This window comes from Microcoleus sp. MON1_C5, from assembly GCF_036701875.1.
Lineage (GTDB): Bacteria > Cyanobacteriota > Cyanobacteriia > Cyanobacteriales > Microcoleaceae > Microcoleus.
Window position 1 is genome coordinate 55,355 of record NZ_JAUBRN010000019.1, and the last position, 23,272, is coordinate 78,626.

General features: G+C 46.2%; 19 protein-coding genes and 1 tRNA gene. 7 read left to right on the forward strand and 13 right to left on the reverse strand.

The genetic code is table 11. From position 1 onward, the window contains the following. Positions 1-42 precede the first annotated feature (42 nt). The 3 genes from QUA71_RS11865 to gcvT all read left to right on the forward strand — a co-directional run bounded on the left by QUA71_RS11865 (position 43) and on the right by gcvT (position 1,858). Positions 43-246: a hypothetical protein gene (locus tag QUA71_RS11865; RefSeq protein ID WP_190659577.1), complete on the forward strand. Its 204-nt coding sequence runs from the start codon at positions 43-45 to the stop codon at positions 244-246. Positions 247-397: 151 nt separating this feature from the next. After that, a tRNA-Ala gene (locus tag QUA71_RS11870) sits at positions 398-470 on the forward strand. A gap of 236 nt (positions 471-706) precedes the next feature. Next, on the forward strand, positions 707-1,858 hold the full coding sequence (gene gcvT, locus QUA71_RS11875) for a glycine cleavage system aminomethyltransferase GcvT (protein WP_333285101.1): 1,152 nt from the start codon (positions 707-709) through the stop codon (positions 1,856-1,858). A gap of 111 nt (positions 1,859-1,969) precedes the next feature. On the opposite strand, the gene QUA71_RS11880 is transcribed toward gcvT, so the two are convergent. Next, on the reverse strand, positions 1,970-2,803 hold the full coding sequence (locus QUA71_RS11880; RefSeq protein WP_333285103.1) for an alpha/beta hydrolase: 834 nt from the start codon (positions 2,801-2,803) through the stop codon (positions 1,970-1,972). A 59-nt stretch (positions 2,804-2,862) separates the two neighbouring features. On the opposite strand from QUA71_RS11880, the gene gcvH reads away from it, so the two are divergent. From gcvH to QUA71_RS11895, 3 genes are all read left to right on the forward strand, one after another. After that, the gene (gcvH, locus tag QUA71_RS11885; protein ID WP_333285105.1) at positions 2,863-3,252 is read left to right on the forward strand and encodes a glycine cleavage system protein GcvH; all 390 of its coding nucleotides are present in this window, start codon (positions 2,863-2,865) and stop codon (positions 3,250-3,252) included. 302 nt (positions 3,253-3,554) lie between these two features. Next, entirely contained in the window at positions 3,555-6,527 is a 2,973-nt protein-coding gene (gene gcvP, locus QUA71_RS11890) for an aminomethyl-transferring glycine dehydrogenase (protein ID WP_333285107.1), read from the forward strand. 124 nt (positions 6,528-6,651) lie between these two features. Beyond that, positions 6,652-6,978 (forward strand): hypothetical protein, encoded by a 327-nt coding sequence (locus QUA71_RS11895; RefSeq protein ID WP_333285108.1) that lies wholly within the window; start codon positions 6,652-6,654, stop codon positions 6,976-6,978. A gap of 77 nt (positions 6,979-7,055) precedes the next feature. On the opposite strand, the gene QUA71_RS11900 is transcribed toward QUA71_RS11895, so the two are convergent. The 12 genes from QUA71_RS11900 to nfi all read right to left on the reverse strand — a co-directional run bounded on the left by QUA71_RS11900 (position 7,056) and on the right by nfi (position 21,479). Further along, positions 7,056-7,928 (reverse strand): MBL fold metallo-hydrolase, encoded by an 873-nt coding sequence (locus QUA71_RS11900; protein ID WP_333285110.1) that lies wholly within the window; start codon positions 7,926-7,928, stop codon positions 7,056-7,058. Positions 7,929-8,304: 376 nt separating this feature from the next. Next, positions 8,305-9,543, reverse strand: coding sequence for an HhoA/HhoB/HtrA family serine endopeptidase (locus QUA71_RS11905; protein WP_445243775.1), 1,239 nt, complete (start codon positions 9,541-9,543; stop codon positions 8,305-8,307). 582 nt (positions 9,544-10,125) lie between these two features. Then, positions 10,126-11,208, reverse strand: a complete 1,083-nt coding sequence (locus tag QUA71_RS11910) for an AI-2E family transporter (RefSeq protein ID WP_190659562.1) — start codon at positions 11,206-11,208, stop codon at positions 10,126-10,128. A gap of 262 nt (positions 11,209-11,470) precedes the next feature. Next, entirely contained in the window at positions 11,471-12,541 is a 1,071-nt protein-coding gene (locus tag QUA71_RS11915) for a D-alanine--D-alanine ligase family protein (RefSeq protein WP_333285114.1), read from the reverse strand. Between the two features lie 186 nt (positions 12,542-12,727). Continuing rightward, positions 12,728-12,943 (reverse strand): hypothetical protein, encoded by a 216-nt coding sequence (locus tag QUA71_RS11920; protein ID WP_333285116.1) that lies wholly within the window; start codon positions 12,941-12,943, stop codon positions 12,728-12,730. Between the two features lie 129 nt (positions 12,944-13,072). Further along, positions 13,073-14,416 carry a tRNA (N6-isopentenyl adenosine(37)-C2)-methylthiotransferase MiaB gene (miaB, locus tag QUA71_RS11925; RefSeq protein ID WP_333285118.1) on the reverse strand — a complete coding sequence of 448 codons (1,344 nt, stop codon included), beginning with the start codon at positions 14,414-14,416 and terminating at the stop codon, positions 13,073-13,075. Between the two features lie 444 nt (positions 14,417-14,860). Further along, the gene (locus QUA71_RS11930) at positions 14,861-16,003 is read right to left on the reverse strand and encodes a DNA cytosine methyltransferase (RefSeq protein ID WP_333285120.1); all 1,143 of its coding nucleotides are present in this window, start codon (positions 16,001-16,003) and stop codon (positions 14,861-14,863) included. 180 nt (positions 16,004-16,183) lie between these two features. Then, positions 16,184-16,612, reverse strand: a complete 429-nt coding sequence (locus tag QUA71_RS11935; protein WP_333285121.1) for a hypothetical protein — start codon at positions 16,610-16,612, stop codon at positions 16,184-16,186. Positions 16,613-17,028: 416 nt separating this feature from the next. Then, positions 17,029-19,032 carry an FHA domain-containing protein gene (locus QUA71_RS11940; RefSeq protein WP_333285123.1) on the reverse strand — a complete coding sequence of 668 codons (2,004 nt, stop codon included), beginning with the start codon at positions 19,030-19,032 and terminating at the stop codon, positions 17,029-17,031. A gap of 101 nt (positions 19,033-19,133) precedes the next feature. Then, entirely contained in the window at positions 19,134-19,664 is a 531-nt protein-coding gene (locus QUA71_RS11945) for an FHA domain-containing protein (protein WP_333285125.1), read from the reverse strand. Between the two features lie 476 nt (positions 19,665-20,140). Continuing rightward, positions 20,141-20,371, reverse strand: coding sequence for a KGG domain-containing protein (locus QUA71_RS11950; protein WP_006631632.1), 231 nt, complete (start codon positions 20,369-20,371; stop codon positions 20,141-20,143). Positions 20,372-20,825: 454 nt separating this feature from the next. Continuing rightward, a complete protein-coding gene (nfi, locus tag QUA71_RS11955; protein ID WP_333285127.1) occupies positions 20,826-21,479 on the reverse strand; it encodes a deoxyribonuclease V in 654 nt (217 codons plus the stop codon). Between the two features lie 727 nt (positions 21,480-22,206). On the opposite strand from nfi, the gene QUA71_RS11960 reads away from it, so the two are divergent. Beyond that, positions 22,207-23,040 (forward strand): prohibitin family protein, encoded by an 834-nt coding sequence (locus QUA71_RS11960; protein ID WP_190659539.1) that lies wholly within the window; start codon positions 22,207-22,209, stop codon positions 23,038-23,040. Positions 23,041-23,272 lie beyond the last annotated feature (232 nt).

The window sequence follows — 23,272 nt, forward strand, 5'->3', positions numbered from 1 at the left end:
AAAGTTTTGTTACAATAGGTAAGCTGTTACAAATCGTAACTTATGCTGGTTTCTATTTTAATAATTGACGTTGCCCTCGTTGCCTGGTCTTTGCACTTAATGCAGGAGGCGATCGCGCAACGGGAATTTTCACTAATGCTAGCCGGCACCCTAGTTGCGGTTTCAGCCGCCGCCCTGCTAGTCGTCTACTTCCTCATGGGGTCTTGTTTGAGCCATTTGACGGAAATATCCCAACACACTTACTAAATCATAGTAGGGATTGACCATTGTCTAGAAGCGATGAGATTTTTGGAAAAAAAAGCCGAAAGCCTTGCCAATCCAGGGTTCAAAACTAATTTGCCCAAAAAGCTTGACAAATATTGGTCAGTTAAGGCATGATTGAGAGCGCGAAAAGAAAGGGGAATTAGCTCAGTTGGTAGAGCACTACAATGGCATTGTAGGGGTCAGCGGTTCGAGCCCGCTATTCTCCATAAAGAAGATTAGGGAAAGGGTCCTGCTGTGTCCTTACTCGTAGGGAAACGGCACTGCCGTGTCCTCATCGCCGTGTCCTTACTCGTAGGGAAACGGCACTGCCATGTCCTTAATTTCGATCGCGACTTGTACCTAAACAGCATTGCCGCGCCCTTAATTTCGATCGCGCTACACACCGCGAAAACCAATTTTCCCGTAAAATCAAAACAGTCTACCCGCAACCAAAGCGCTACCTGTGGCAAAGTCAACTGAATCCAGCAATCCAGAGAGTCCGAGCCAACTTGCCCGCACGCCTCTGTACGACCTATCATTAGAACTCAAAGCCCGGATGGTACCCTTTTCCGGATGGGAGATGGCGGTGCAGTACGCAGGCATCAGCAGCGAACACCAAGCAGTACGCCAGCAAGCAGGAATGTTCGACATTTCCCACATGGGAAAATTTGGTTTGAGAGGGAAACAAGTAATAGAAAAATTTCAACCCTTAGTACCCTCAGACTTGAGCCGCTTGCAACCCGGCCAAGCTCAATATACAGTCTTGCTAAATGCCCAAGGCTGCATCTTAGACGACATTATTTTCTACTGCCAAGAACCAGACCCTATCACTAGCGAAGAACGTGCAGTAATTATTGTCAACGCCGCCACTCGCATCGCCGACAAAGCATGGATCACCACTCACTTAGAATTGAGCGAACTCAGTTTTACAGACCTCTCCGAAGATAAAGTTTTAATTGCAATTCAAGGGCCAGAGGCTGTTAACTATCTCCAGCCTTTTGTGGAAGACAACCTGGCACCAATTAAGGCTTTCGGTCACTTAGAAACAAATCTGTTGGGACAGCCAAGTTTTATCGCCAGAACTGGTTACACCGGCGAAGATGGGTTTGAAATCATGGTGGATGCCGAAGTAGGAAAAGAACTTTGGCAAAAATTGGTAGCGGCTGGCGTTGTACCCTGCGGTTTGGGTGCCAGAGATACCTTGCGTTTAGAAGCAGCAATGGCTCTTTACGGTCAAGATATCGACGACAATATCACGCCTTTAGAGGCTGGATTGGGTTGGGTAGTTCACCTCGACACCAAAGGCGATTTTATTGGTCGCGAGGTTTTGGAACAGCAGAAAGCGAGTGGAGTATCAAAGAGGTTGGTAGGGCTAGAAATGCAGGGGCGGCACATTGCGCGCCACGGCTATCCGGTAATATTTGAAGGCGAAACAGTAGGCGAGGTTACTAGCGGTACATTATCGCCTACTTTGAATCGGGCAGTAGGCCTCGCGGTTGTTCCGGCAAAATTAGCGAAAATCGGTCAGCAATTAGAGGTCGAAATTCGCGGGAAAAACTATCCGGCTAGTGTGGTAAAAAAACCATTTTATCGATCGCCAAATCGCCCCAGTTAAATTAAGTAGGTAAACCTTAATTCAAGGGCGTTGCTCATAGCAACGGTTCACAATAAAGTATAAGTGTATGTGTTGTTGTGGAACGGGCTTCTAGCCCGTTGCTCATCTTGGTCAAGAAGACTTATCTACTAGCTTAGCAAATGTTCGCAAAGTTGCAGCATAGCGCTCGCCCGCCACATCTATCAAATCATTATGACCGGCCCCATCAACCCAAAAATTAACTTTCGGCTCGTTGGCGGTGGCAAACAACTGCTCTCCATGCCAAAAATGAACCACCTCATCAGCCTTACCATGAATCACCAAAACAGGCGATCGAACTTTGCCAATCTTATTAATATTTACAAACTTATCAAAGGGTAAAATCGGAATCCGCGTCAACACCCGAAAAGCCGAAACAAAGGAACTTTCAACCACCAAACCGCCGACTTTTTGCCGGGAAGCCAAATCAATTGCCGGCCCACCGCCCACAGAACGGCCGTAAAGAATAATTTGGTTTGCAGGTACTCCCAACTGTTGCGTTAAATAATTGTAAGCAGCATCAATATCACGATAAGTATTATACTCAGAAGGCTTTCCCTGACTCGTGCCGTAACCTTGATAATCATAGCCAAACACAGCAAACCCGCTATCTCGAATCTCTCTGAGTAGCCACCAAATGCCGTCCAAGTCTTCCGCATTTCCGTGACTGTAAAGTATGGTATATTTAGCTTGCGGGTTAGGAAAATGAACAGTAGAAATTTTCACGCCATTAGCTGAGCTAACTTTGATAACTTCCCTGCTCTCACTCTGACTAGATGGGGGAGGTTGAAAAATTAGTCGTTCTGAAAAAAAGAAACCGTAAAAACACAGAAATGCGTAAATAAAAATTATAGATCGCATCAGTCGTTTGACAGAAAATTCTCCAAAAAGCAAGCGTTTAATATTTTTTTTGTTCCACTTAGTCATTACTAAAGGCTCATAGTTGAATAAGATTTAACTAATACTTTTTTATTGTGAGAAAAGACATGGCACTAACATACCCCGATGACCTGAAATACCTAGACACTCACGAATACATACGACTCGAAGGCGAAATTGCCACGATCGGCATTAGTGCTTTTGCAGTTGACCAACTCGGCGATATCGTGTTTCTAGATTTGCCCGAAGTGGGTGCAGGGTTGGAAAAGGGCGAAGCTTTCGGTACAGTCGAGTCAGTGAAAGCGGTTGAAGACTTGAAAGCACCAGTTACCGGTACAGTCGTAGAACGCAATGATGACATTATAGAGTCTCCCGAAAATTTGGCCGAAGACCCCTATGGCGCTGGGTGGCTGCTGAAAGTGCGCGTTGACAACACCAGCGATGCAGACGAGGCTTTCTCGGCCCCGGAGTATCGCAAAATGGTGGAAGGGGAGTAGTTATGAGTTTTGGGTTTTGAGTTGGAATTTGGGGCTAGGGTTCCTTGATTCCTGCACCATCCGCTAGGGGTTGAAACCGACGGGGCTTTTAGCACAAGTCGTCTAAAGATGACTGAAATACTAAGCTGTGGCGCGGGGAGTTGCGATAAGTGCAGCTTAATCTAAAGTTGTCTGAAGACGACTTTAGCTGTGAGACAGGGATTTCAACCCCTGGCGGACTTTGATAGACGCAGAAAATCTTCCTTGTTTTCTTAGCAAAATGTTACAAACAAAGAAGAAAAGTCAATTCAGGAGAATCCGCCTTGGTACTCTACAGCCCTCAACTTGAGCCCAACCAGCAGCAAAACCTTTCATCCATTGATGGTTTTGCGGGCCGGCACATTGGCCCGACACCCAGCGAAATCCAGCAAATGCTGGAGGTTTTGGGCCTTTCGGGCCTCGATGACTTGATTGACAAAACGGTTCCTGCGGCGATTCGCATTTCTGCACCCCTACAACTTCCTGCAGCGCAAAGCGAGTACAGCGCTTTGGCAGAATTGAAAGAAATTGCTGCAAAAAATCAGGTATTTCGATCGTACATCGGCACTGGATATCACGACTGCATAACTCCCCCCGTCATCCAGCGGAATATCCTAGAAAATCCCGGCTGGTATACAGCTTACACTCCCTACCAAGCCGAAATTGCTCAAGGGCGATTGGAAGCTTTGCTGAACTTCCAAACCATGATAATTGACCTCACGGGTTTGGAAATTGCCAACGCTTCTTTGCTGGATGAAGGGACAGCGGCGGCGGAAGCGATGGCGGTGAGTTACGGCGCCAGCAAAAATAAGGCAAAAGCGTTTTTTGTTTCCCAAGATTGCCACCCTCAAACTATTGAAGTTGTGCAAACTCGCGCTAAGCCGCTGGGAATTGAGGTAATTGTCGGCGACCATCACAGCTTTGAGTTCGATCGTACAATCTTCGGCGCTCTCGTGCAATACCCCGCCACAGACGGCGCAATTTACGACTATACCGATTTTATTCGATCGGCACACGAAGTCGGCGCATTAGTCACAGTTGCCGCCGACATTTTGAGCCTTTGCTTGCTCAAACCCCCCGGCGAATTCGGCGCGGATATAGCCGTAGGAAGCACTCAGCGCTTCGGAGTGCCGATGGGATTCGGAGGGCCCCACGCAGCCTATTTCGCCACGCGAGAAGAGTTTAAACGGCAAGTTCCGGGGAGAATCGTCGGCGTTTCTAAAGATGCTAACGGCAAATCTGCTTTGCGTTTGGCTTTGCAAACTCGCGAACAGCACATCCGCCGCGAAAAAGCAACCAGCAATATTTGTACTGCTCAAGTTTTGCTGGCAGTGATGGCTAGTATGTATGCTGTTTATCACGGCCCGTCTGGACTGAATGACATTGCTGAGAAAGTATGGAATTTAACTGCACTTTTGGCATCCGGTTTAAGAAGTTTCGGATACAAAATTTGTTCTCAACATTTCTTCGATACTTTGCGGGTAGAATTGGGAGACAAACCGCTGTCAGAAATTCTAGAAGCTGCTAAAGTTCGGAAAATAAATCTCCGAGTTTTCGATAACTCGACAGTAGGAATTAGTTTGGATGAAACTGTAACCGTTGAAGATGTGCAAGAGTTGTGGAAAATTTTTGCTCAGGATAAGGATTATATCAGGGCTGACGGGCAGAATTCTCTCAACATTGCGCTGGATGCAGAGGCATTGAGTTCATATTTGACATTACCAGATTTTTGCGATCGCACCAGCAGCTATCTCGCCCATCCAGTTTTCAACAGCTATCATTCAGAAACTGAACTTTTGCGCTATTTGCACCGTTTAGAAGCCAAGGATTTATCGCTGAACACATCGATGATCCCATTGGGTTCTTGCACAATGAAATTGAATGCAACAGCAGAGATGATGCCGGTGACTTGGGGGGAATTTGGCAAGATACATCCCTTTGCACCGCGCGATCAAACTCGCGGCTATCAAATGATGTTTGTGCAACTAGAACAGTGGCTGGCTGAAATCACAGGTTTTGCGGGAATTTCTTTGCAGCCAAACGCTGGTTCCCAAGGCGAATACGCGGGTTTGTTAGTTATTCGTCAATACCACGAACACCAAGGCGAATCTCACCGAAATATCTGTTTGATTCCCCAGTCAGCCCACGGTACAAATCCGGCTAGCGCGGTGATGGCGGGGATGAAAGTAGTTCCAGTCGAGTGCGATTCTCAGGGCAATATTGATGTAACTGACTTACATAAAAAAGCCGAAAAACACAAAAATGAACTGGCGGCTTTGATGGTGACATATCCATCAACGCACGGCGTTTTTGAGGAAGAAATTAAAGAGATTTGCGAGATTGTCCACAACTGCGGCGGACAAGTTTATATGGACGGCGCAAATATGAATGCTCAAGTTGGTTTGTGCCGCCCCGGTGATTTTGGTGCTGATGTTTGTCACTTGAATCTGCACAAAACTTTTTGTATTCCTCACGGCGGCGGCGGGCCGGGAATGGGGCCGATTGGGGTAATGTCTCATTTAGTAGAATTTTTGCCCAGTCATTCTATTCTTAACAGTCAACAGTCAACAGCGAACAGTCAACAGTCAACAGTCAACAGTCAACAAACATCAGTTGGTGCTGTTTCCGCAGCGCCTTGGGGAAGTGCTAGCATTTTGCCTATTTCTTGGATCTACATTCGGATGATGGGAGGAGTGGGTTTAACTGAGGCAACAAAAGTAGCAATTCTTAATGCTAATTACATCGCAAAACGCTTAGAATCTTATTATCCGGTTTTGTACAAAGGGAAAGCGGGTTTAGTGGCGCACGAGTGTATTCTAGATTTGCGATCGCTCAAAAAATCTGCGGCTATTGAAGTTGAAGATATTGCTAAACGGTTGATGGATTACGGCTATCACGCGCCGACGGTTTCTTGGCCAGTTGCTGGTACGGTAATGGTGGAACCGACGGAAAGCGAATCGAAGCAGGAATTAGACCGTTTTTGCGATGCGATGATTGCAATTCGAGCTGAAATTGCGGAAATTGAAAAAGGTAATGTTGACGCCCAAAATAACGTCTTGAAAAATGCGCCGCATACCGCAGAATCTCTGATGGTTGATGAGTGGAATCGTCCTTATACTCGCGCGCAAGCGGCTTATCCGGCACCTTGGACTCGCGAACATAAGTTTTGGCCGGCGGTGGGGCGGATAGATAATGCGTTTGGCGATCGCAATTTTGTCTGTTCTTGTTTGCCAATGGAGGCTTACAGTCAAGGTTAAATAAGTCTCTCCGGGTGGGCAATGGGCACCTTACACATATACTCTTGTGGGGTGCTTCTAGCCCGCCCAAACAATAAAATTTAAATGTATATCGGAACCGGGGGCTTAGGCTTTCCGAATGTACATGAATTACGACGGAAAAGGCGGTAAGTATGGCGATACTTGGGTGCGATCGCTTAGCAAAGATCAGGGACTTTTGTCAATCTACGGAGCCGATCGTACCAGTGATGGTACTCTGACGCTGGTAATTATTAATAAAACCAGCCAAAATTTGACCAGCAACTTGAGTTTGAAAGGATTTAACCCAGCCGCAAAAGCTCAAGTTTACAGTTATAGCGATGCGAATTTGGGGGCGATCGTCCGTCAGAGCGATTTAGGTGTCAGTGAGACTGGATTTCAGGCAACTTACCCGGCTAATTCTATGACTTTGGTTGCGATTCCCAAAGCGTAATACAAAATCCCTCTTATTCTTAGTCCGCGTAGGCGGACTTTGTGTGTGTAGTAGCGGTTTCAACCGCCGAGTATCTATTAAGCATCGACCATCCAAGCAATACACTTTTGCATTTGCTCGCGCATTGTTTCTCGCTCAGCATAATACCTGCGGCCGTGTCCCGGCAACACCCATTCAAAGCCATAATTAGCCAAATTCTCCATAGATTTGATTTGTTCCGGCCAAGAATACCAACAGACTTCGCGAAACCCAACTAGCTGCTGCAAACTTTCCGACCAAGCAAGATGATCGCCGCTGAACAAAAACTTGTTATTGTAAAGCAAAACTGTGTGACCTTTCGTGTGACCGGGAACAGGTATAATCAACAAATCATCTGCGATTTGATGCGGTTCACTGCCCGACAATTGAATTTCTACACTGCGAGTACCTGCGTTAATTTCGTCAGCATGAAGGATGCGATCGCACGCAAAATGATCGTGGTATTGTTGATGATCTGCCACATCGTCGCGGTGAGTCAAGTACAGATAGCGAATGCCACCCATTGCTTCTATTTTTTTGACTAGCGGCGGCACAAAACGGGGAGAATCAACCAAAATGTTTCCTTCTGGGCGGACTATTAAATAGCTGGCGGCGGCGTAGGATTTCTCTGAATGGTAGCCGCAGTGGTAAACATTTTCTGCTACGAGGGCGGGCAAATTTTTCTGAACTTCTTTGATGCTTTTGGGTTTTTCAACAGTGCCTATCGAACTTGTGGGACAAGACAAAAGAGCCGCGAGTGCTCGCCTTTCTTCCATCTCGTTAGTTGGCTGGTGGTAAACCGCAGACTGTTCTCCCTCTTGAGTAAATACTTCAGGTGCCATCCACCGACAAGTATCACAGTCAATGCAGGTACTGTCTACATAAAAATTACCGTTAATATTTTCAGTCCGCCTACGATTAATGTTAGCCATTTTTCTACCTCTTAATAACACATATAAGTTATGGTAACTTACTATAACGAGTACCCCCCACATCCCGCCGGGGTTTAAACCCCCGTCTCACAGCACAAGTCGGTTAAAACTTAAATCTTGCACCATTGTCAAGAACGGGCAAGATCCCCGTTCCACAAAAGATAAATTTTCTTGTGGAACAGGCATCTTCCCTGTTCATAAAAGGCTAATTGAGAATGGTGCAACATATGAGTTAAAACTCACCTCTTGCACCATTCTCAAGAACGGGCAAGATGCCCGTTCCACAAGAGATAAATTTTCTTGTGGAACAGGCATCTTGGCTGTTCATAAAAGGATTATTAACAATGGTGCAAGATATAAGTTTCAATCAACAATTCTACCGCTGCTGGTTTGCTGGAAAAGCACCCGCTTTCACGGCCACAGTGACAGGTTGTCCGCCGCGGCTTAATTCAAGCTGCAGATCGCTGCCCACTGTACTTTTTTCTACAATTTGTTGTACGCTGCCCGCATCGCTGACTTCTGTACCGTTGATTTTCTTGATGACATCGGCAAGGCGAACTCCAGCTTGTGCCGCCGGAGAATCTTTCGCAACTCCCAAAACTAACACGCCTTTATCTTCAGTCAGCCTCAATTTGGTGTTGGGATTTTGATTAAATTCTCTCTTGATTTCGGGAGTAATGCTCAACATCCGAACGCCGAGATAAGGATGTTCGGCTTTTCCTGCTGTTACTAATTGGTCGGCAATTTGTTGTGCTCGATCGATCGGAATAGCAAAACCCAATCCTTGAGCGCCTTGAATAATCGCCGTATTCATGCCGATAACTTGACCGCGCTGGTTCAGCAGCGGGCCGCCGGAATTGCCGGGATTGATCGCAGCGTCGGTTTGAATAAAGCTGACGCGCTTGTCAGGAACACCGACATCGGCGCTAGAACGGCCTGTAGCGCTAATAATGCCCACAGTCACAGTATTGTCCAAACCGAGGGGATTGCCGATCGCGATCGCCCATTCTCCCGGCTCTAATTCTTCAGATTTGCCCAAACTCACCACAGGCAAATTAGTAGCTTCAATTTTAACAACAGCCACATCAGTAACTGTATCTACGCCTAAAACTTTGCCGACAAATTCGCGGCCATCCTTCAGTTTTACCGTCACCGTATCCGCGCGGTCAACGACGTGAGCGTTAGTCAAAATGCGACCGTCAGAACCAAAAATAAAACCCGAACCAGAACCCCGTTCTACTCGATTTCCCGGTTGAATGGGAGATTCCGAACCGAAGAAGCGCCGGAATTGCTCGGGTATCTCATCTGGAACTTGGTTCGTCACCGTGCGAGAAGAATTGATCCGCACCACCGCCGGGCCGACTTCCTGCACAACTTTAGTGACAAAATTAGAGTCTTGAGAGGGCAGTATATTCGCGGGCAATGCTGAGATTGGCGCTGTAGTTGAAGGTTCAGCTTGAATGGCGTTAGAACTTCCAGGAACTTGAGAAGTTATGGCGTTGCACCCAACAGTTGCGGTGGAACCGAGCAAAATGAGGGATAAAAAAGCAAGTTTTTTCGGCAAATAAAAACGGCGAGAACGCACAGTTGTAGCCGGCATATTTTTGGTTGACATAGTATTGATTTGGTGATAGTTAGAGCGAGAGTTATAATTATGGTTTTGCATTTTTAGCACCTACTGTAATTAAATTAGAACTAAAGGTTCTTTAATTTTAATTCAAGCATTGATGAGCTCTGCTTGACTGGTGGGGTTTACCCTACAAGCTGGGGTAGAAACCAGACAGTCGCTGGCAAATTGTTTGTGAAATCGAGCTTTTGAGTGCGATCGAACTGGGTCGGCACTGGCGAATTGCTGTCTGAGCGCGATAATACAAACTACGCTAGCCAGGTCGCATATTCCGCATTTCCGGCAAACTTTTCACAGGATTGATATCCGAAGTCAACAACAATCCTGCACTCAAAAAAGCCAGGTTTCTACGCAAAATATTCGTTGTGAGCGATCGACGTTAACCTACAAACGGGGTTTTTGATCCCGCCTGCATCCAGGAAGGATAGCAGCTAAAGCACCGGAAAGCCTCACCCTAAAGCAGGAAGTAAAAAACCTCTAAAGCCTCAAGCTAAAGTACCAACTAAACCCTAGTCAAAATAGCCTGCAAAAACTCTCTTCTAATCTAAAATTTGAACCTATGGAGGAATTTTACTGCTCCATAGGTTCAATGGAACTAACCGAATCGACTTCCCTCGACTTGTTCCTCGAAATTTCCAAAACATCAACAGTATTCTTAATAAAACCAGCCATCGGCACAGCAACTAACAAACCTGCTACTCCTGCCACCTTAACCCCCACCAGCAGCGCCACTAAAATCCACACAGGATTGAGACCGATAAAACCGCCTAATAACCGAGGAGCAACCCCGCTTTCAATTATTTGCTCAATTACTGTAGCCACAGCTAAAACTGTGACGCCGAGCCAAAAGTTGTTTAATGTGATCAGCAAACTGACAATGCAAATACTGAAAGGTGCCCCGAAGGGAATCATAGTCATTACACCCACGCCCAAACCGAACAGAAGTCCGAAGGGAACTCGCAAAATTAAAAAAGTAACAGTGATAGACAGTCCCATCAAACCAGCCAAAGTTGCTTGGCCGACGAAGTAGTTGTGGAAGCTTCGCGCCAGCAACTCTCGCAATTGAAGGCTCAGCTTGGAGGGAAACCATTTAAATAAGCCTTCCCACACGCGATCGCCGTGCAAGAGCAAGTAGAATGTCACGACTATTGTGAGCAGGAAATTCAAAAGACTGTCTGCCGCACCCAAGCCAAATTTGAGAATTTCGCCAGTGAGAGACTGCAACTGAGCTGAAAGCCGATCGCTCAATTTGGTAGTCAAACCGCTAACATCAATGCGGAGATTGCGATTTTCCGCCCACTTGTTGAACGCTTCAATCTGTTCTGTGCCAGAAACTATCCAAGTCGGCAGTCGGGTGGCAAGTTCAGTAATTTGGTTTAGCAGAATGGGGGCTAGAGTCAGACCTAAAACCACCAATAGCAGTAAAGTCAAAAACAATACCGACAAAACTGCTCGATCGCGCTTCAAGCCGTATCTGTGCAGAAAGCGCACTGGATAATCTAGCAAAAAAGACAGCACTGTAGCCACTACCAAAACTGTAATCAGGGCGCGGAAATATTCAAAGACTAGGAGGGCTAACCAGCAGTTGAGTACCGCTAGGGGAAATACCAGTCCGTAAGTCCACCACTGCGGCAGTTGAGTGAAACGTCTCATCTAAGTTAACCGAGTTAAATTTTGAGATGCAAGATGTGAGATTGACGCTGCTATTCGCCGTTCTCGCTTAAACATTTTATGGTGCATTTAATTTATACCCCACTGCTGAAGATTCCCAGTCGATCGACCAGCAGCGAAAATTTGGTTGCTGGCAGGCACTGCCTGCCACAACCATGTTATATCGTTTCCGCTGGTATGGATATATCACCCGCGAAAAAAATATTTGTTGCTGTTGGCAAGGCAGCAGTTTGCAGCGCACGATTCAACCTTTTTCCCCGTGCCTTTCGAGAGCTAATTGAATTAAACGGTCTACTAATTCCGGGAAAGAAATGCCGTCCGCTGCCCACATTTGCGGATACATACTGGTAGCTGTAAAGCCGGGAAAAGTGTTGATTTCGTTAATCAAAACTTCTCCGGTGGATTCAATGTAGAAAAAGTCTACTCGCGCTAAACCTGCCGCGTCTATAGCCAAAAATGCTTGCACTGCCATTTCTTGGATTTTGGAGACGATCGCACCGCTGACTTTTGCCGGGATTGAGCAGTCGGCTTGTCCCTGGGTGTATTTAGTTTCGTAGTCGTAGAAATCGCTTTGGAAAGTAATTTCTCCCACCGTTGAAGCTTGGGGGTTGTCGTTGCCCAAAACTGCACATTCTAATTCTCTAGCAACCACACCCGCTTCGACAATTATCCGCCTGTCGTAGCTGGCGGCGCTGTCGAGAGCTGCTTCTAATTCAGCGCGCGATCGAGCTTTAGAAATTCCCACAGACGATCCCAAATTAGCGGGTTTTACAAAGCAAGGATAGCCCAAATCAGCTTCAATTTTGTCGCACAGTTTGGGGAAAACGCAAGGATTAGACCAGATTTCTGAACGGTTGACAGCGATGTACTTTACCTGCGGCAAACCAGCCTGAGCAAAAGCCATTTTCATGGCAATTTTATCCATTCCCAGCGCCGAACCTAAAACCCCGGAACCGACAAAAGGAACTTGCATTAATTTCAGCAATCCTTGCACCGTACCATCTTCGCCGTTTGGCCCGTGCAAAACAGGGAACCAAACATCTACGGCATTAAAATTAGGAAACTGTCCAGCGGGAGAGTCGTTTTTTCCTGGTTCTTGCTCTATTTCCAGAGGTTTTCCGCTGGCTAAGACTTGTTGAGGTAATGTTCCCGACAGCCAACGGCCGTTTTTTTGGATGTAAAAGGGCAGAACTTCGTATTTAGAGGCATTTTCGTCAGCAGCGAGGGCACGGGCGATCGCCCGCGCTGAACTAATTGAGACTTCGTGTTCGCCCGATCGCCCCCCGAACAATAGCCCGATCCGCATCGTTGTCATTTTTCACCACTCCTAGGACTTTTCGACAAATATACACGCAGTTAGCGCAGCTAACGCAGAGACGAACCGCTTTAAGACTATTTATCTCCTCTGTTCCACTCTTCCTCTCTCTCCTCTGCGCTCTCTGCGGTTAAAATCCCCCTCCCGCCTGTGAAAAGCCTCAATTACCCCCCCGGCCATTTTCAGTTAAACCGTCCCCAGAATCCACAGCAAACAGCCACATTTAATCGAAAATTGCATCATTTCCCTCCGCATTCGATTCCGGTTTCTTGCCCTGGCTTGAAACAGTTTATTTCCTTCCTCGTCTTTTCGCGCACTTAGATATTCCCGGAGTTCAATACTCCAGTCATGCTTATTTTTAAGAAGAGTTGTTGGCAGCAAAATGCGAATTACTTTCAGCATAATTTGCTGCTGATGTTAAATTACTTCTTCCCACAAATCTAGTTGCGATTTAACACCCTACACTTTATGTTTTGAGTATTGAGTTGGCAAACATTATTTTTGGTTCAACCCAAAACTCAAAACTCCAAACTATTCCACCATTTCTCCCGTCAAACTAAAAGCGCGAATATCTGTAATTTTAACGCGCACAATTTTACCCGCCAATTCAGCAATATCGCCCTTAAAAAATGTGAGACGATTGCCGCGAGTGCGTCCCATCACCTGAGTTGAATCTTTGAGATTTTGGACTTCCACCAAAACCTCTTCAGTGCGTCCGAAATAGCGCTGCGATCGTTCCATCGCCGTTGTTGTGACTACATGATTGATTCGTTGCAGGCGATCGGCTTTCACCTCCTCACTCAACTGATTTTCCCACAAAGCCGCCGGCGTTCCCGGGCGCGGCGAATAAGCAGCAGTATTCACCAAATCGAAACCAACATCTTCGATTAACTTCAAAGTCTTCTCAAACTGGGCTTCCGTCTCCCCAGGAAAACCCACAATCGCATCTGCAGTAATCGAAGCATCCGGCATATAATGGCGAATTGTATCAATAATCCGGCGGTATTTCTCCTGAGTATAACCCCGCGACATCGCCTTCAAAATATCATTATCCCCGGACTGAAAAGGAATGTGAAAATGTTCGCAAACCTGCGGTAATTCCGCACAAGCCTTAATCAATCTTTCTGTAAAATAGCGCGGGTGGCTAGTAGCAAATCTGAGGCGCTCGACACCAGGCACATCCTGCACAAAATAAAGCAAATCCGTCAAAGTATGCTGGTTGCTGCCGTCCGCTTTTGTCCCCGGCAAATCGCGTCCGTAAGCATCAATATTTTGCCCCAACAACGTTACTTCCTTGTAACCTTGACGGCCCAAATCCTCCATTTCCGCCCGAATCGCCTCCGGCATCCGCGACTGTTCAACCCCGCGAACATTCGGCACAACACAATAAGTGCAGCGTTCATTGCAGCCGTAAATTACATTCACCCAAGCAGTCACCTTGCTGTCGCGGCGCGGCTTAGTAATATCCTCCATAATCTCAACCGCTTCAGTCGCCACAACTTGATTGCCCTCAAAAACTTGTTCCAGCAAATCTTCAAGTCGGTTAGCGTGTTGCGGCCCCATTACTAAGTCTAATTCCGGTACTCTCCGCAGCAGCGCTTCACCTTCCTGCTGCGCCACGCATCCAGCTACAATTAAAGTTAAACCCGGTTCTTGGCGTTTGCGATGAGCTTGCCTTCCGAGGTTAGAATAAACTCTTTGTTCGGCATTGTCGCGAATTGTGCAAGTATTGTAGAGAATCAAGCTAGCTTCGTTCGGGTCTTCCGAGAACTCAAAGCCCATATTTTCCAGAATGCCGGCCATCCGTTCCGAGTCGGCTTTATTCATCTGGCATCCGAAAGTAGTGATGTGATAGCGGCGGGGTTTAACGGTCATGGCGAATTGCAGGCAATAAAAAATATAGGTTTTCAACCTTAACCAACTATTATATAACAAGTCTAAACCCTTTGTGAACTTTTATTTTTCTCCGTCTTTTCTCTTTCTCAGCACCCTCTGCTGTTTATTAGACTTATTGCATAAATCTTTAATGGATAGGGGAAACAGCAGATAAACGCAAATGCCCTTGAAGATAGTTTGCGAAGCCATACAATCTTGTCTCTTAAAAAAACTACTTTCACAAATCTGTAGGATGTGTGAGGCGCGGCTAGTAACTTGCGCCACCGACAATCAATCTTAAACCGCGCGTCAGGCACAAAAATGTAGTTGGGGCCGTGGGTGAGTGTTAAAAATCTCACAACAGTTTGAATTCAAAAATTCCTCGCCCTCACGCACCACAGCGAAAGTCGTGATGCTAAGGTTTATTTGGGCGTATTTATCTATTTATTTTGTCTGTAAAAACTGTAAAATTGTTTTGGCAATACCTTGTGCAGCCAAATAAGGAACCCCATTGCCAACAGTTTTAAACATATTAGTCAACGTCATCTTTGCCGGCAGTGCAAAATCTTTTGGCAGTGACTGAATAGCCAGTGTTTCTGCAACAGAAAGCCGACGAAGTTTGTAAGGGTGCAAGTGAACTTCGTTATTGCCGTAACAAGCTGTTGGCGAATAACGCCATCGGTGCAATCGCTTGAAAGATTTTTTTGAATCATCTCCTTCATCAACGGAAGCAAACCGCTTAAGGCCTGCTTTGGGTTGGAAATAGTGTTTGGCATTGGGATGGTTGAGAACGTCATTTTTTTGGAACCAAAATTCTACCGTTAAATCTTGGGGAATGCCATCAGGACAAGGCACGAAACCATCATCTGCAAAGGCTGTTCTATCAGGCCAAGGATGAGAAAAAATTTCTGATGTGGGATATAATACCTGACTTTGCCAAGGAAATAAACTTTCGCCTAACATTTGGCTTTTTTCCTCTAGGGAAATGCCCAGATTTTTGACAAGGTTTTTTCTAAATCCAATCAAAATAATTCTCTCCCTATCTTGCGGGACACCGTATTCTATCGCATTAATTAAACGTTCCGCAAAAACGTATCCCGAATCCGCCAACTGGTTTTTGAGTGCGTCATAAAAAATTTTATGTTGTTTGGTTCTCCACAAACCTTTGACGTTTTCAAACAAAAAGAAATCTGGCTGCTGCTGACAAATCAATTCAATGTAGGAAGCTGAAAGTTTGCCTTTATCTCCTTCCCCACCTCGGTTTTTGCCACCAATAGAAAAGTCAGGACAAGGCGGCCCCGCGATAAACCCCACTATATCGTGATGCTTGCGCGCATCCTGCATCAGTTCCCGCAGGCGAGAAGCTGGTTCTCCCCCTACAAGTCGAGTTACATCTGCTTCCTCTCCTTCGCAATATCCGTATTCTGGTAGCGGCAAATTCAGGCACTGCCGAGAATAGCGGTATGCTTGCATGAAAGGTGGGAAAATTTCATTGACATACGCTACATTAAAGCCGATCGACTCAAAACCCAGATCGAGCAAGCCAGAACCTGAAAAAAATGAGAAAATACAAGGAGGACGGTGCATTGAAGGATCGCAGCAATTTTGAGTTGAGCTTACTATAAATTATGTTGGGTGCCCCGGGCTCGGTACACCCGACTAGAAATTATATTGGGAATTGGGAATTGGTAGAATAGCCGGGGCGGGTTTATTAGATTATTGGTTTGAGGCGATTATTGTGGGTAAAAACCGCCCCTACAGGTATTATTACCACCATTGCCCGCCTCGGAAACGCCAGTGGGGAAACAAAATCCGCATCAGTGTTTGGGATGCCAGATAAATAGCCAGCCACACTAAACTATAATGCAAAGCAAAAGCTCCCAAGTCAAAATCTTGTGCAGGTATCCCCGGCAAACCGATAATTTTGATTAAAAATAGCACAAAAAGTGCTTCCCAAATTCCAGCGAGTAATTGAAACGCGCCGGGCCAATCTCGATCCCAGCGGAACTGCTGGATGTATATATATAAAGCATCCCAGCCGATGCCAAAAATCGCTACATACCCTAAAATCCAGAAAAAGATTGAGCCTGATTGGGAGGTAATTAAACCCAGAAAAAATGGCAGCGTTACTAAAACGCCTACGGTGGCAAATAACAGTAACCGAGTTTGCCAACGGCCGAATAAGGTGGGAGTCATGCGATTTTAGATTTTAGATTGAATGGGAAGGATGTTCGATTTTAGATTTTAGATTTTAGATTTTAGATTGAATGGAAACCTCGTTTAAATCAGTTAAATATGACATTTTTTTTTACCATTTTCAATAACAGGCAAGATGCCTGTTCCACAAATAGTGAGTTTTATTGTGAGGTAGGCATCCGGCCCGCCCGTAAAAAAACTATTGAAATAGTGCAATATCTCAGTTAAATCTATTAAATCTGAGATGTTGCACCATTCTCGCTTAACAGGCAAGATGCCTGTTCCACAATAAAATTCATCTCTTGTGGAACAGGCCGGAAAGCCTGTTCCTAAACAAGTAATTGACAATAGTGCAATATCTCAGTTAAATCCATTAAATCCTGTACATTGCTTGTTGCCGAACTTCGTCCTTCAAGTTAGTCGGGAGATTTATTTAAAATCCACTTCAACCACTGCACGAACGATCGCCAAACGCTCAATTTCCGCACACCAGCAACTCGGTTGGCGGCCAGACTTTCAACCGAACGCAAGGCGGCGTATTGCAAGCCCAAAAAACTGTCTACCGGCGCGTAAGGCCCTCCCAAAGTAATCGCGCCTGCTGCGTATACCCGGCCTTCTGTGTTGCTAGCAGAAGAATTCCGCAATTCGGGTACTTCAAAATCGTTGTTAACACTCAGCCGGCCCAAACCGTTGAGGGGAAGATTGTATTGAACTACCAAATCGTTTAACAGGGGACTGGTTTTTACCTTAGCGTCCAAACCCGTAGCATCAATAATAAAATCAGCTTCTAACTTAATTTGCCCCTTGAGTTCCTTCTCCTGAATGTACGTCACCGTGCGGTTTTGACTGTCGCGCTCGACTCGCTCGACTTCACCGAAGGTAATTTGATACCATCCTTGACTTAAACCTTCTTTGACAATCCGCCGCCAGTCGCTGCGCTGGGCTGTAGTAGTTCCACCCCAGTCTGTGAGCAACTGCGGCCGCAATTCCGGGGCGGCTTGTTCCAAAAGTACGCGGAGTTCCCCGCCCCAGCAAGCTTTTGGCCAGTTGAAAGGTTGAAATTCGTAGTGATTTTCGACTCTTCGCTGAGCGAGTTTAAATTTGTTACCTTGAGGTTTGGGTGATCGCATCAAATGCAATACTTGAATGTTGCGGTTCCGCTGTCGCGCTTCGTAAATTCGCTGCACCACCCGCGAAGCCACAATTCCCCGGCCTCTAATTAACACGCTGCCGCCGCTGGCCTCCAATTTTTCGTAAACGCCGTCGTGGCTTTCATAAGCGTTGACAACCGACTCAAAATCCTGGGTTTTTTCGCGATAAGCTTGCAAGTCGGGCAGAAATTGAATGGCGGGATAGCCGGTGGCTAAGTGTACGTATTTGGCGATTAAAAAAGCGTGGTCGCGCTGATCAGCATTCGATCGAGAATAAGCGATCGCGTACCTGCCGTCATCTGTTTTGCGAATTCCCCGCACTCTACCGTAGCGAAACATCTGATTCCACCCAATTCGATCGACTTCCCTGTCAATAGAATCAAACACATTCCCCGCGCGAGGCGTATAAGTTTCGGCAAAAGTCGGTTCAGCAAACACCTGCCACATCAACTTCAACGACATCCCCAAACGCCCTTTCCGCAATTCCTGCCAAGCTTCCCGCAAAGCATAGGGAGGCCACCCCCAAATGTTGTCTGGACATGAGTCAGAATTCGATCTTAGGCGTTCCCGCAGGGGAATTTGAGAATTCAGGCACAAACGCAGATAGCGGGCGTAAGGCTGCTTTTCCATGCCCAAAACCGCAATTCGATCGATTTTCACGCCGCAAATTCTCAGCAAATCCACCCAAATAAAGCTGCCCAAACCACCGCCAACAGCAGCCCAATCAACTTCTGCCACAGGGAGTCCCCTAGATTCGACCGATCGCATTGACACTTGAGAAGCTTGCAAAAATGCGATCGGCGGAAATTCTCCCCTACTACCTGTTTGAGGAAGCTGCTGCACGATTTGTGGCTTCAATGCGGGGTCTGGCCCATTGGTTTGCGGGTTAAAGAAAATGTGAAAATTGACCGACGGCGTTTCAGGGGAATTCACAGCAAAAGAAATGCCGATCGCGTAGGGCCCAACTTGCAGCATATCCCCGTTTGCCAGCACGCAGCGGGTTTGGCGAATGCCGTTAACAAAAGTACCGTTGCGGCTGCCCGTGTCAGTAAGTAGAATACTGTTGCCTTCGGTGCCAATCACTGCGTGAAAGCGAGAAACTTGACTGCTGCTGAGGGCAATTCGAGAAACTCGTTCCCCGTTGATTGTAGGGGGCATAGCTTCAAAAATTCGTCCCAAAGCGATGGGTAAGTCGAGTATCGGGGCTCGACAATCCCCCGTAGCTGTATCTGTCCAAGTCAGTCGCAGGCGCAAGGGTTGAGAATTCATGATTTTTTAAACATCAGCCGTCGGCTTTGAGCTTTCTGCAAAAAAGATTTTTGAAGTTGAGAGTGTTTAGCGGATAGCCCGATTTTCCCTTTTTCAAACTCTCACGGAGAGATCATCACACTCGCCGCCGCCGCCAAAGAAGTACCGCACCACGGACACCCCGCATTCAACTGCGCGTAAGGCGAAATTCGGCTGCATTTGGGACACTGCAAACCGTATTTTGAAGGCCCCGTCGGCTGAAAGTTACCAGGTGCGGGAGGCCCAGACAGCAAAACTGTCTGCGGCGCGGCTACCTGCACCTCCGTCACATTCACCACCTCGATTTGCACTTGCCCTAAATGGATGTGGCTTCCCGAGTTCAATTTTGCTTCGCCTCGGACGAGAATTTGTCCGTCTACCAGCGGCGGATTGCTTTCCCGCAAATTCCGCACTGCATACTCCTGCAATTCCTGATTAAAAAATATTTCAACGTGCAGCCCCGATACGCTGGGATGCGAAAATACTATATCGCACTTCGCCGGATCGCGCCCTAGTCTCACGGTTCCCGGACTTTTGCTCGGCTGTCCGTTTTCAATTGTCTGAGTTTGACGCACCCCAGCTTCTGTCCATGCTAAAGTTAGCTGGTTTGTCATGATTTTATAGTTAACTCAAAAATATAAAAAAATATTAGCTGATTTATTTTGAGGACGGACTTCCTCACCAAAAAACTTAATTAGAATTATTGACGCCGACTCGATCGAAGTTCTGAAAATATTATCTGCAGCTAAACAAAAAAGCCCTGAGTTCGGGGCTTTTAGTGTTCGTATTGGCTTTTTTTGAGAGACTGAATCGCGCTTGCCAGCTTTTCTTTCCCGCAAAATTATGGACCCCTGTGCAGCTTTGTTAAAAAATTGCCGTTAAAGATTTGCCAGCGATTGCTAAAAACTAATTGCTGTGGGGTTTTCAAATTTGCAAAGCTGTGGGGCGCTAGTTACAAATTTTGGAGGTTGGGCGATCGAACTACCTTGGTAACTTCGATCGCCCCACCTCCTCAAACGTTCACTGTCCTAGTGCTATCTCTCACGCTGCAACTGTGCAATCTTTCATTACAGGGCCAGCCTTGAGAGACTTAAGCTTCGCTCTTGCGGCTTTTCCGACCGCCTTCGCGACCAATTTGAGCCATGTGTTCGCGATTTCTGCTGACAGCTTCCCCACCTTTTTGACCAGCTTGTCTGGCTTCTTCAGGGGTGAATTCGTGTGCAGTTCCTTTCTCGTGTGCAGCTTTTCCGCCCTTGCTAGCAATTGCGCGCTGTTTTTCTGCATCCATAGAAGCGAATCCGCGTTTGCTTTTCTCAGCCATGACTGTCTCCTTGTTTGTTTCTGATTTTTTAGCTCGATCGCGCCTTCGCCTCCCACTGTCGTGGTTACTCCCAGTCAGTGGTGAGATATCCGACGGTAAATTATGAAACCTCATCAGACGAATCTAAGCTTTTGGTTGAACTCGCAGGATGACTCTTTCATAATTTACAAATGTGAACTAAAAATAGTTCACGCCCGGGCACTATAGTTAGAGCCGCCAATGTTTTAAGCTGGTTACTGTCTTTCAATCATTCTATAAACCTCCCCAACTTTTATACCTCTTTCTCAGGTATAGTCATTCTTTAGTTCGCTGGAAGGATGGAAGCGAAAGCTGATTGGCAGTAGACTCAGAGGATTTTTTGAATCGGGCGGCGCCACCTCAAAAATTAAAAGTCCAAAGACGGATGCTTTTTTGGTCTTTTTACTTTTTTTTTGATGCCTTCGGCCCTTGCCACTTATCCCGATGTTAGTTGGTCTGCCGATCGAGTTGTTTCTGGTAAGCGATATTTTGGGGCGCAGCGCAGGACGTACTCGATCGCACTTATCAAGTTTACCTTATGACCTATCGAAACATAAATCGGCTTTACCCCTGTTTGCGTCCTCAGCGCTGCTCCTACTGTTGATCCCTCCAGCACCAAGGGTTCCCAACTGCCCCGGTCGAGTCCGACTTCTGAATGTTCTCCAATAAATCGATTTTTGGCAACTCCGATCGTGGCAATCCCTGTCAAAACCCCCAAATGGCACGCAAGACCGAATCTGCGGGGGTGGGCTAGTCCTTGACCGTCGCACAATATCAAGTCTGGTCTCAAACTGATATTTTCCAAAGCTTCGAGAACTGCCGGCACTTCTCGAAAAGACAGGAAACCCGGAATATAAGGAAAAGTTGTAGGACTGCGAACCACAGCTTGCTGCTGCAACTGTAAGTCGGGAAAGCTCAGAACTGTTACAGCGGCCCGCGATACATCGTTTGCACTGTCGTAGCCGACATCTACACCGGCGACGTAGCGAACTGTCTCCAGTTGATTGGCGGTAATTACCTCTGACCGAAGCTGTTCTTGAATGGCGATCGCCTCTTCAACTGTCTGCGGCCAAGGGTGTCGCTGCAACATTTTGATTTTTCTTTAACCGTTCTCATCTAAGCTTAACTTATTTTCGGGCATTTTTAAACTCAGATTTTTATCGTTTGTAGCTATAAATTCCTAGCTTGCCCAAGGAGTCTTTTTTTCTACTCAGGTGGGTTGAGCAAGGCGGGCCGATGCCAATTCTACAAATAGAGTCTGTAGGTCGGAGAGTGAAATTCTATCTTTCGCTTGTGCTTGAACCAACCCCCAAAGGTTTTAGCGGCAAGCACCTCCAATCTTCTACTCAAAATTTATAAAAAATACCTATTCGAGCCTGATTTTCTAGCTTTCTAGAAAGCTTGCTCTTTCCGATCGCCCTTTTATCGCTTGTCGCAGAGCGATCGAGCTATCTATTTACTTCTGCTTTATCTAAAAAAATCCTCTTTGTCAAGATGATTGAAACATTTATTCATCAATAATCTCAGCCAGCTATAGCAATCCTAAATCATTTGTGTATTTCTTACTCCCTTCCCTTACCAAGGGGAGGGTTGGGGTGGGGTAAAAATTTACGACTCCTGCAAGGATTGCTATACAAGTGCCATTGTTCATCGCCGCTCATCGAGCTAAGAGGTTCCCAGACCCTCGCAAATCTATGACTTTTATGAAAAAAAATCAATGAATTTATGAGTTGTTGCACCCTTAACATGAAGTTATAATCTTAGATAAGATCAATATAAAACTAACATCAAGTAACACAACATAGGTGAATCAACATATGAAAACCATGCAAAGTGTTCAGTACAACCTAGCTCTCTACATCGTCGGTGGCATCGTCTTCATCATCGCCGCCTTAATTTTAAGACCTTTTGCCCTCGTCGGCGCAGGGGAACGCGGCGTCATGATGCGCTTCGGCAAAGTTCAAGACGCGATCTTAGATGAAGGCATCCACCCAATTTTACCGATCGTCACCTCTGTAAAAACTATCAGCGTGCGGGTACAAAAAACAGATTTGAAAGCAGATGCAGCATCCAAAGATTTGCAAAGCATTACTACAGATTTGGCAGTCAACTGGAATGTTGACCCTGCCAAAGTAAATCAAGTTTTCCAACAAGTGGGAGACGAAGAACAAATTGTTACCAGCATTCTGAGTCCGGCAATTTCTGAAGTTCTCAAAGCAGCAACTTCTAAAAAAACCGCAGAAGAAATTATTACTAAGCGCACGGAACTAAAAAACGAAATAGACAACAGCCTCAAAAAGCGCTTGGAACCTTACGGGGTCATTGTCAGAGATGTTTCGTTAATAAATTTTGGCTTTTCTCCAGAATTTAGCAAAGCCATCGAAGCCAAACAAATAGCAGAACAAGAAGCTAAACAGGCAGAATTTACAGTTAAAAAAGCAACCCAAGACGCTCAAGCCCAAATAAACCGCGCTAAAGGTCAGGCAGAAGCTCAACGCTTGCAGCGACAAACTTTAACAGCCGAAATTTTGCAGCAGCAAGCAATTGAAAAATGGAACGGTCAGTTTCCGACAGTAATGGGAGGAGGCGGAACTTTGCCATTAATTAATATTGCGCCGCCGAGTTCTCAAGCTGCAACTCCTGCTAAATAAGCTGCTGCAGATCGTGATTGCCAGGGCGTGGGGAGAGAGTCCGAGGGGGAGAGAGTCTGAGGGGGAGAAGAATTCAGGGTTTTGCACTGCGGAAGTGAAGACGTGCTTTTTTAAATGCCCAACAGCAAGGGTAGAAAATACAACTAACCACAAAGGTGAAATCCCGCTTACTTAAATGCGGAGATACAATTTACGTTGCGCGAGTCGTGAAAAACGTTAGAGTAAGAAACAA

Bases quoted from the DNA above. Each gene is read 5' to 3' on its own strand.
- QUA71_RS11865 (WP_190659577.1), top strand. From the start codon at position 43: ATGCTGGTTTCTATTTTAATAATTGACGTTGCCCTCGTTGCCTGGTCT.
- QUA71_RS11880 (WP_333285103.1), bottom strand. From the start codon at position 2,803: ATGACTAAGTGGAACAAAAAAAATATTAAACGCTTGCTTTTTGGAGAA.
- gcvH (WP_333285105.1), top strand. From the start codon at position 2,863: ATGGCACTAACATACCCCGATGACCTGAAATACCTAGACACTCACGAA.
- QUA71_RS11895 (WP_333285108.1), top strand. From the start codon at position 6,652: ATGAATTACGACGGAAAAGGCGGTAAGTATGGCGATACTTGGGTGCGA.
- QUA71_RS11900 (WP_333285110.1), bottom strand. From the start codon at position 7,928: ATGGCTAACATTAATCGTAGGCGGACTGAAAATATTAACGGTAATTTT.
- QUA71_RS11905 (WP_445243775.1), bottom strand. From the start codon at position 9,543: ATGTCAACCAAAAATATGCCGGCTACAACTGTGCGTTCTCGCCGTTTT.
- QUA71_RS11910 (WP_190659562.1), bottom strand. From the start codon at position 11,208: ATGAGACGTTTCACTCAACTGCCGCAGTGGTGGACTTACGGACTGGTA.
- QUA71_RS11915 (WP_333285114.1), bottom strand. From the start codon at position 12,541: ATGACAACGATGCGGATCGGGCTATTGTTCGGGGGGCGATCGGGCGAA.
- QUA71_RS11920 (WP_333285116.1), bottom strand. From the start codon at position 12,943: ATGCTGAAAGTAATTCGCATTTTGCTGCCAACAACTCTTCTTAAAAAT.
- miaB (WP_333285118.1), bottom strand. From the start codon at position 14,416: ATGACCGTTAAACCCCGCCGCTATCACATCACTACTTTCGGATGCCAG.
- QUA71_RS11930 (WP_333285120.1), bottom strand. From the start codon at position 16,003: ATGCACCGTCCTCCTTGTATTTTCTCATTTTTTTCAGGTTCTGGCTTG.
- QUA71_RS11935 (WP_333285121.1), bottom strand. From the start codon at position 16,612: ATGACTCCCACCTTATTCGGCCGTTGGCAAACTCGGTTACTGTTATTT.
- QUA71_RS11940 (WP_333285123.1), bottom strand. From the start codon at position 19,032: ATGAATTCTCAACCCTTGCGCCTGCGACTGACTTGGACAGATACAGCT.
- QUA71_RS11945 (WP_333285125.1), bottom strand. From the start codon at position 19,664: ATGACAAACCAGCTAACTTTAGCATGGACAGAAGCTGGGGTGCGTCAA.
- QUA71_RS11950 (WP_006631632.1), bottom strand. From the start codon at position 20,371: ATGGCTGAGAAAAGCAAACGCGGATTCGCTTCTATGGATGCAGAAAAA.
- nfi (WP_333285127.1), bottom strand. From the start codon at position 21,479: ATGTTGCAGCGACACCCTTGGCCGCAGACAGTTGAAGAGGCGATCGCC.
- QUA71_RS11960 (WP_190659539.1), top strand. From the start codon at position 22,207: ATGAAAACCATGCAAAGTGTTCAGTACAACCTAGCTCTCTACATCGTC.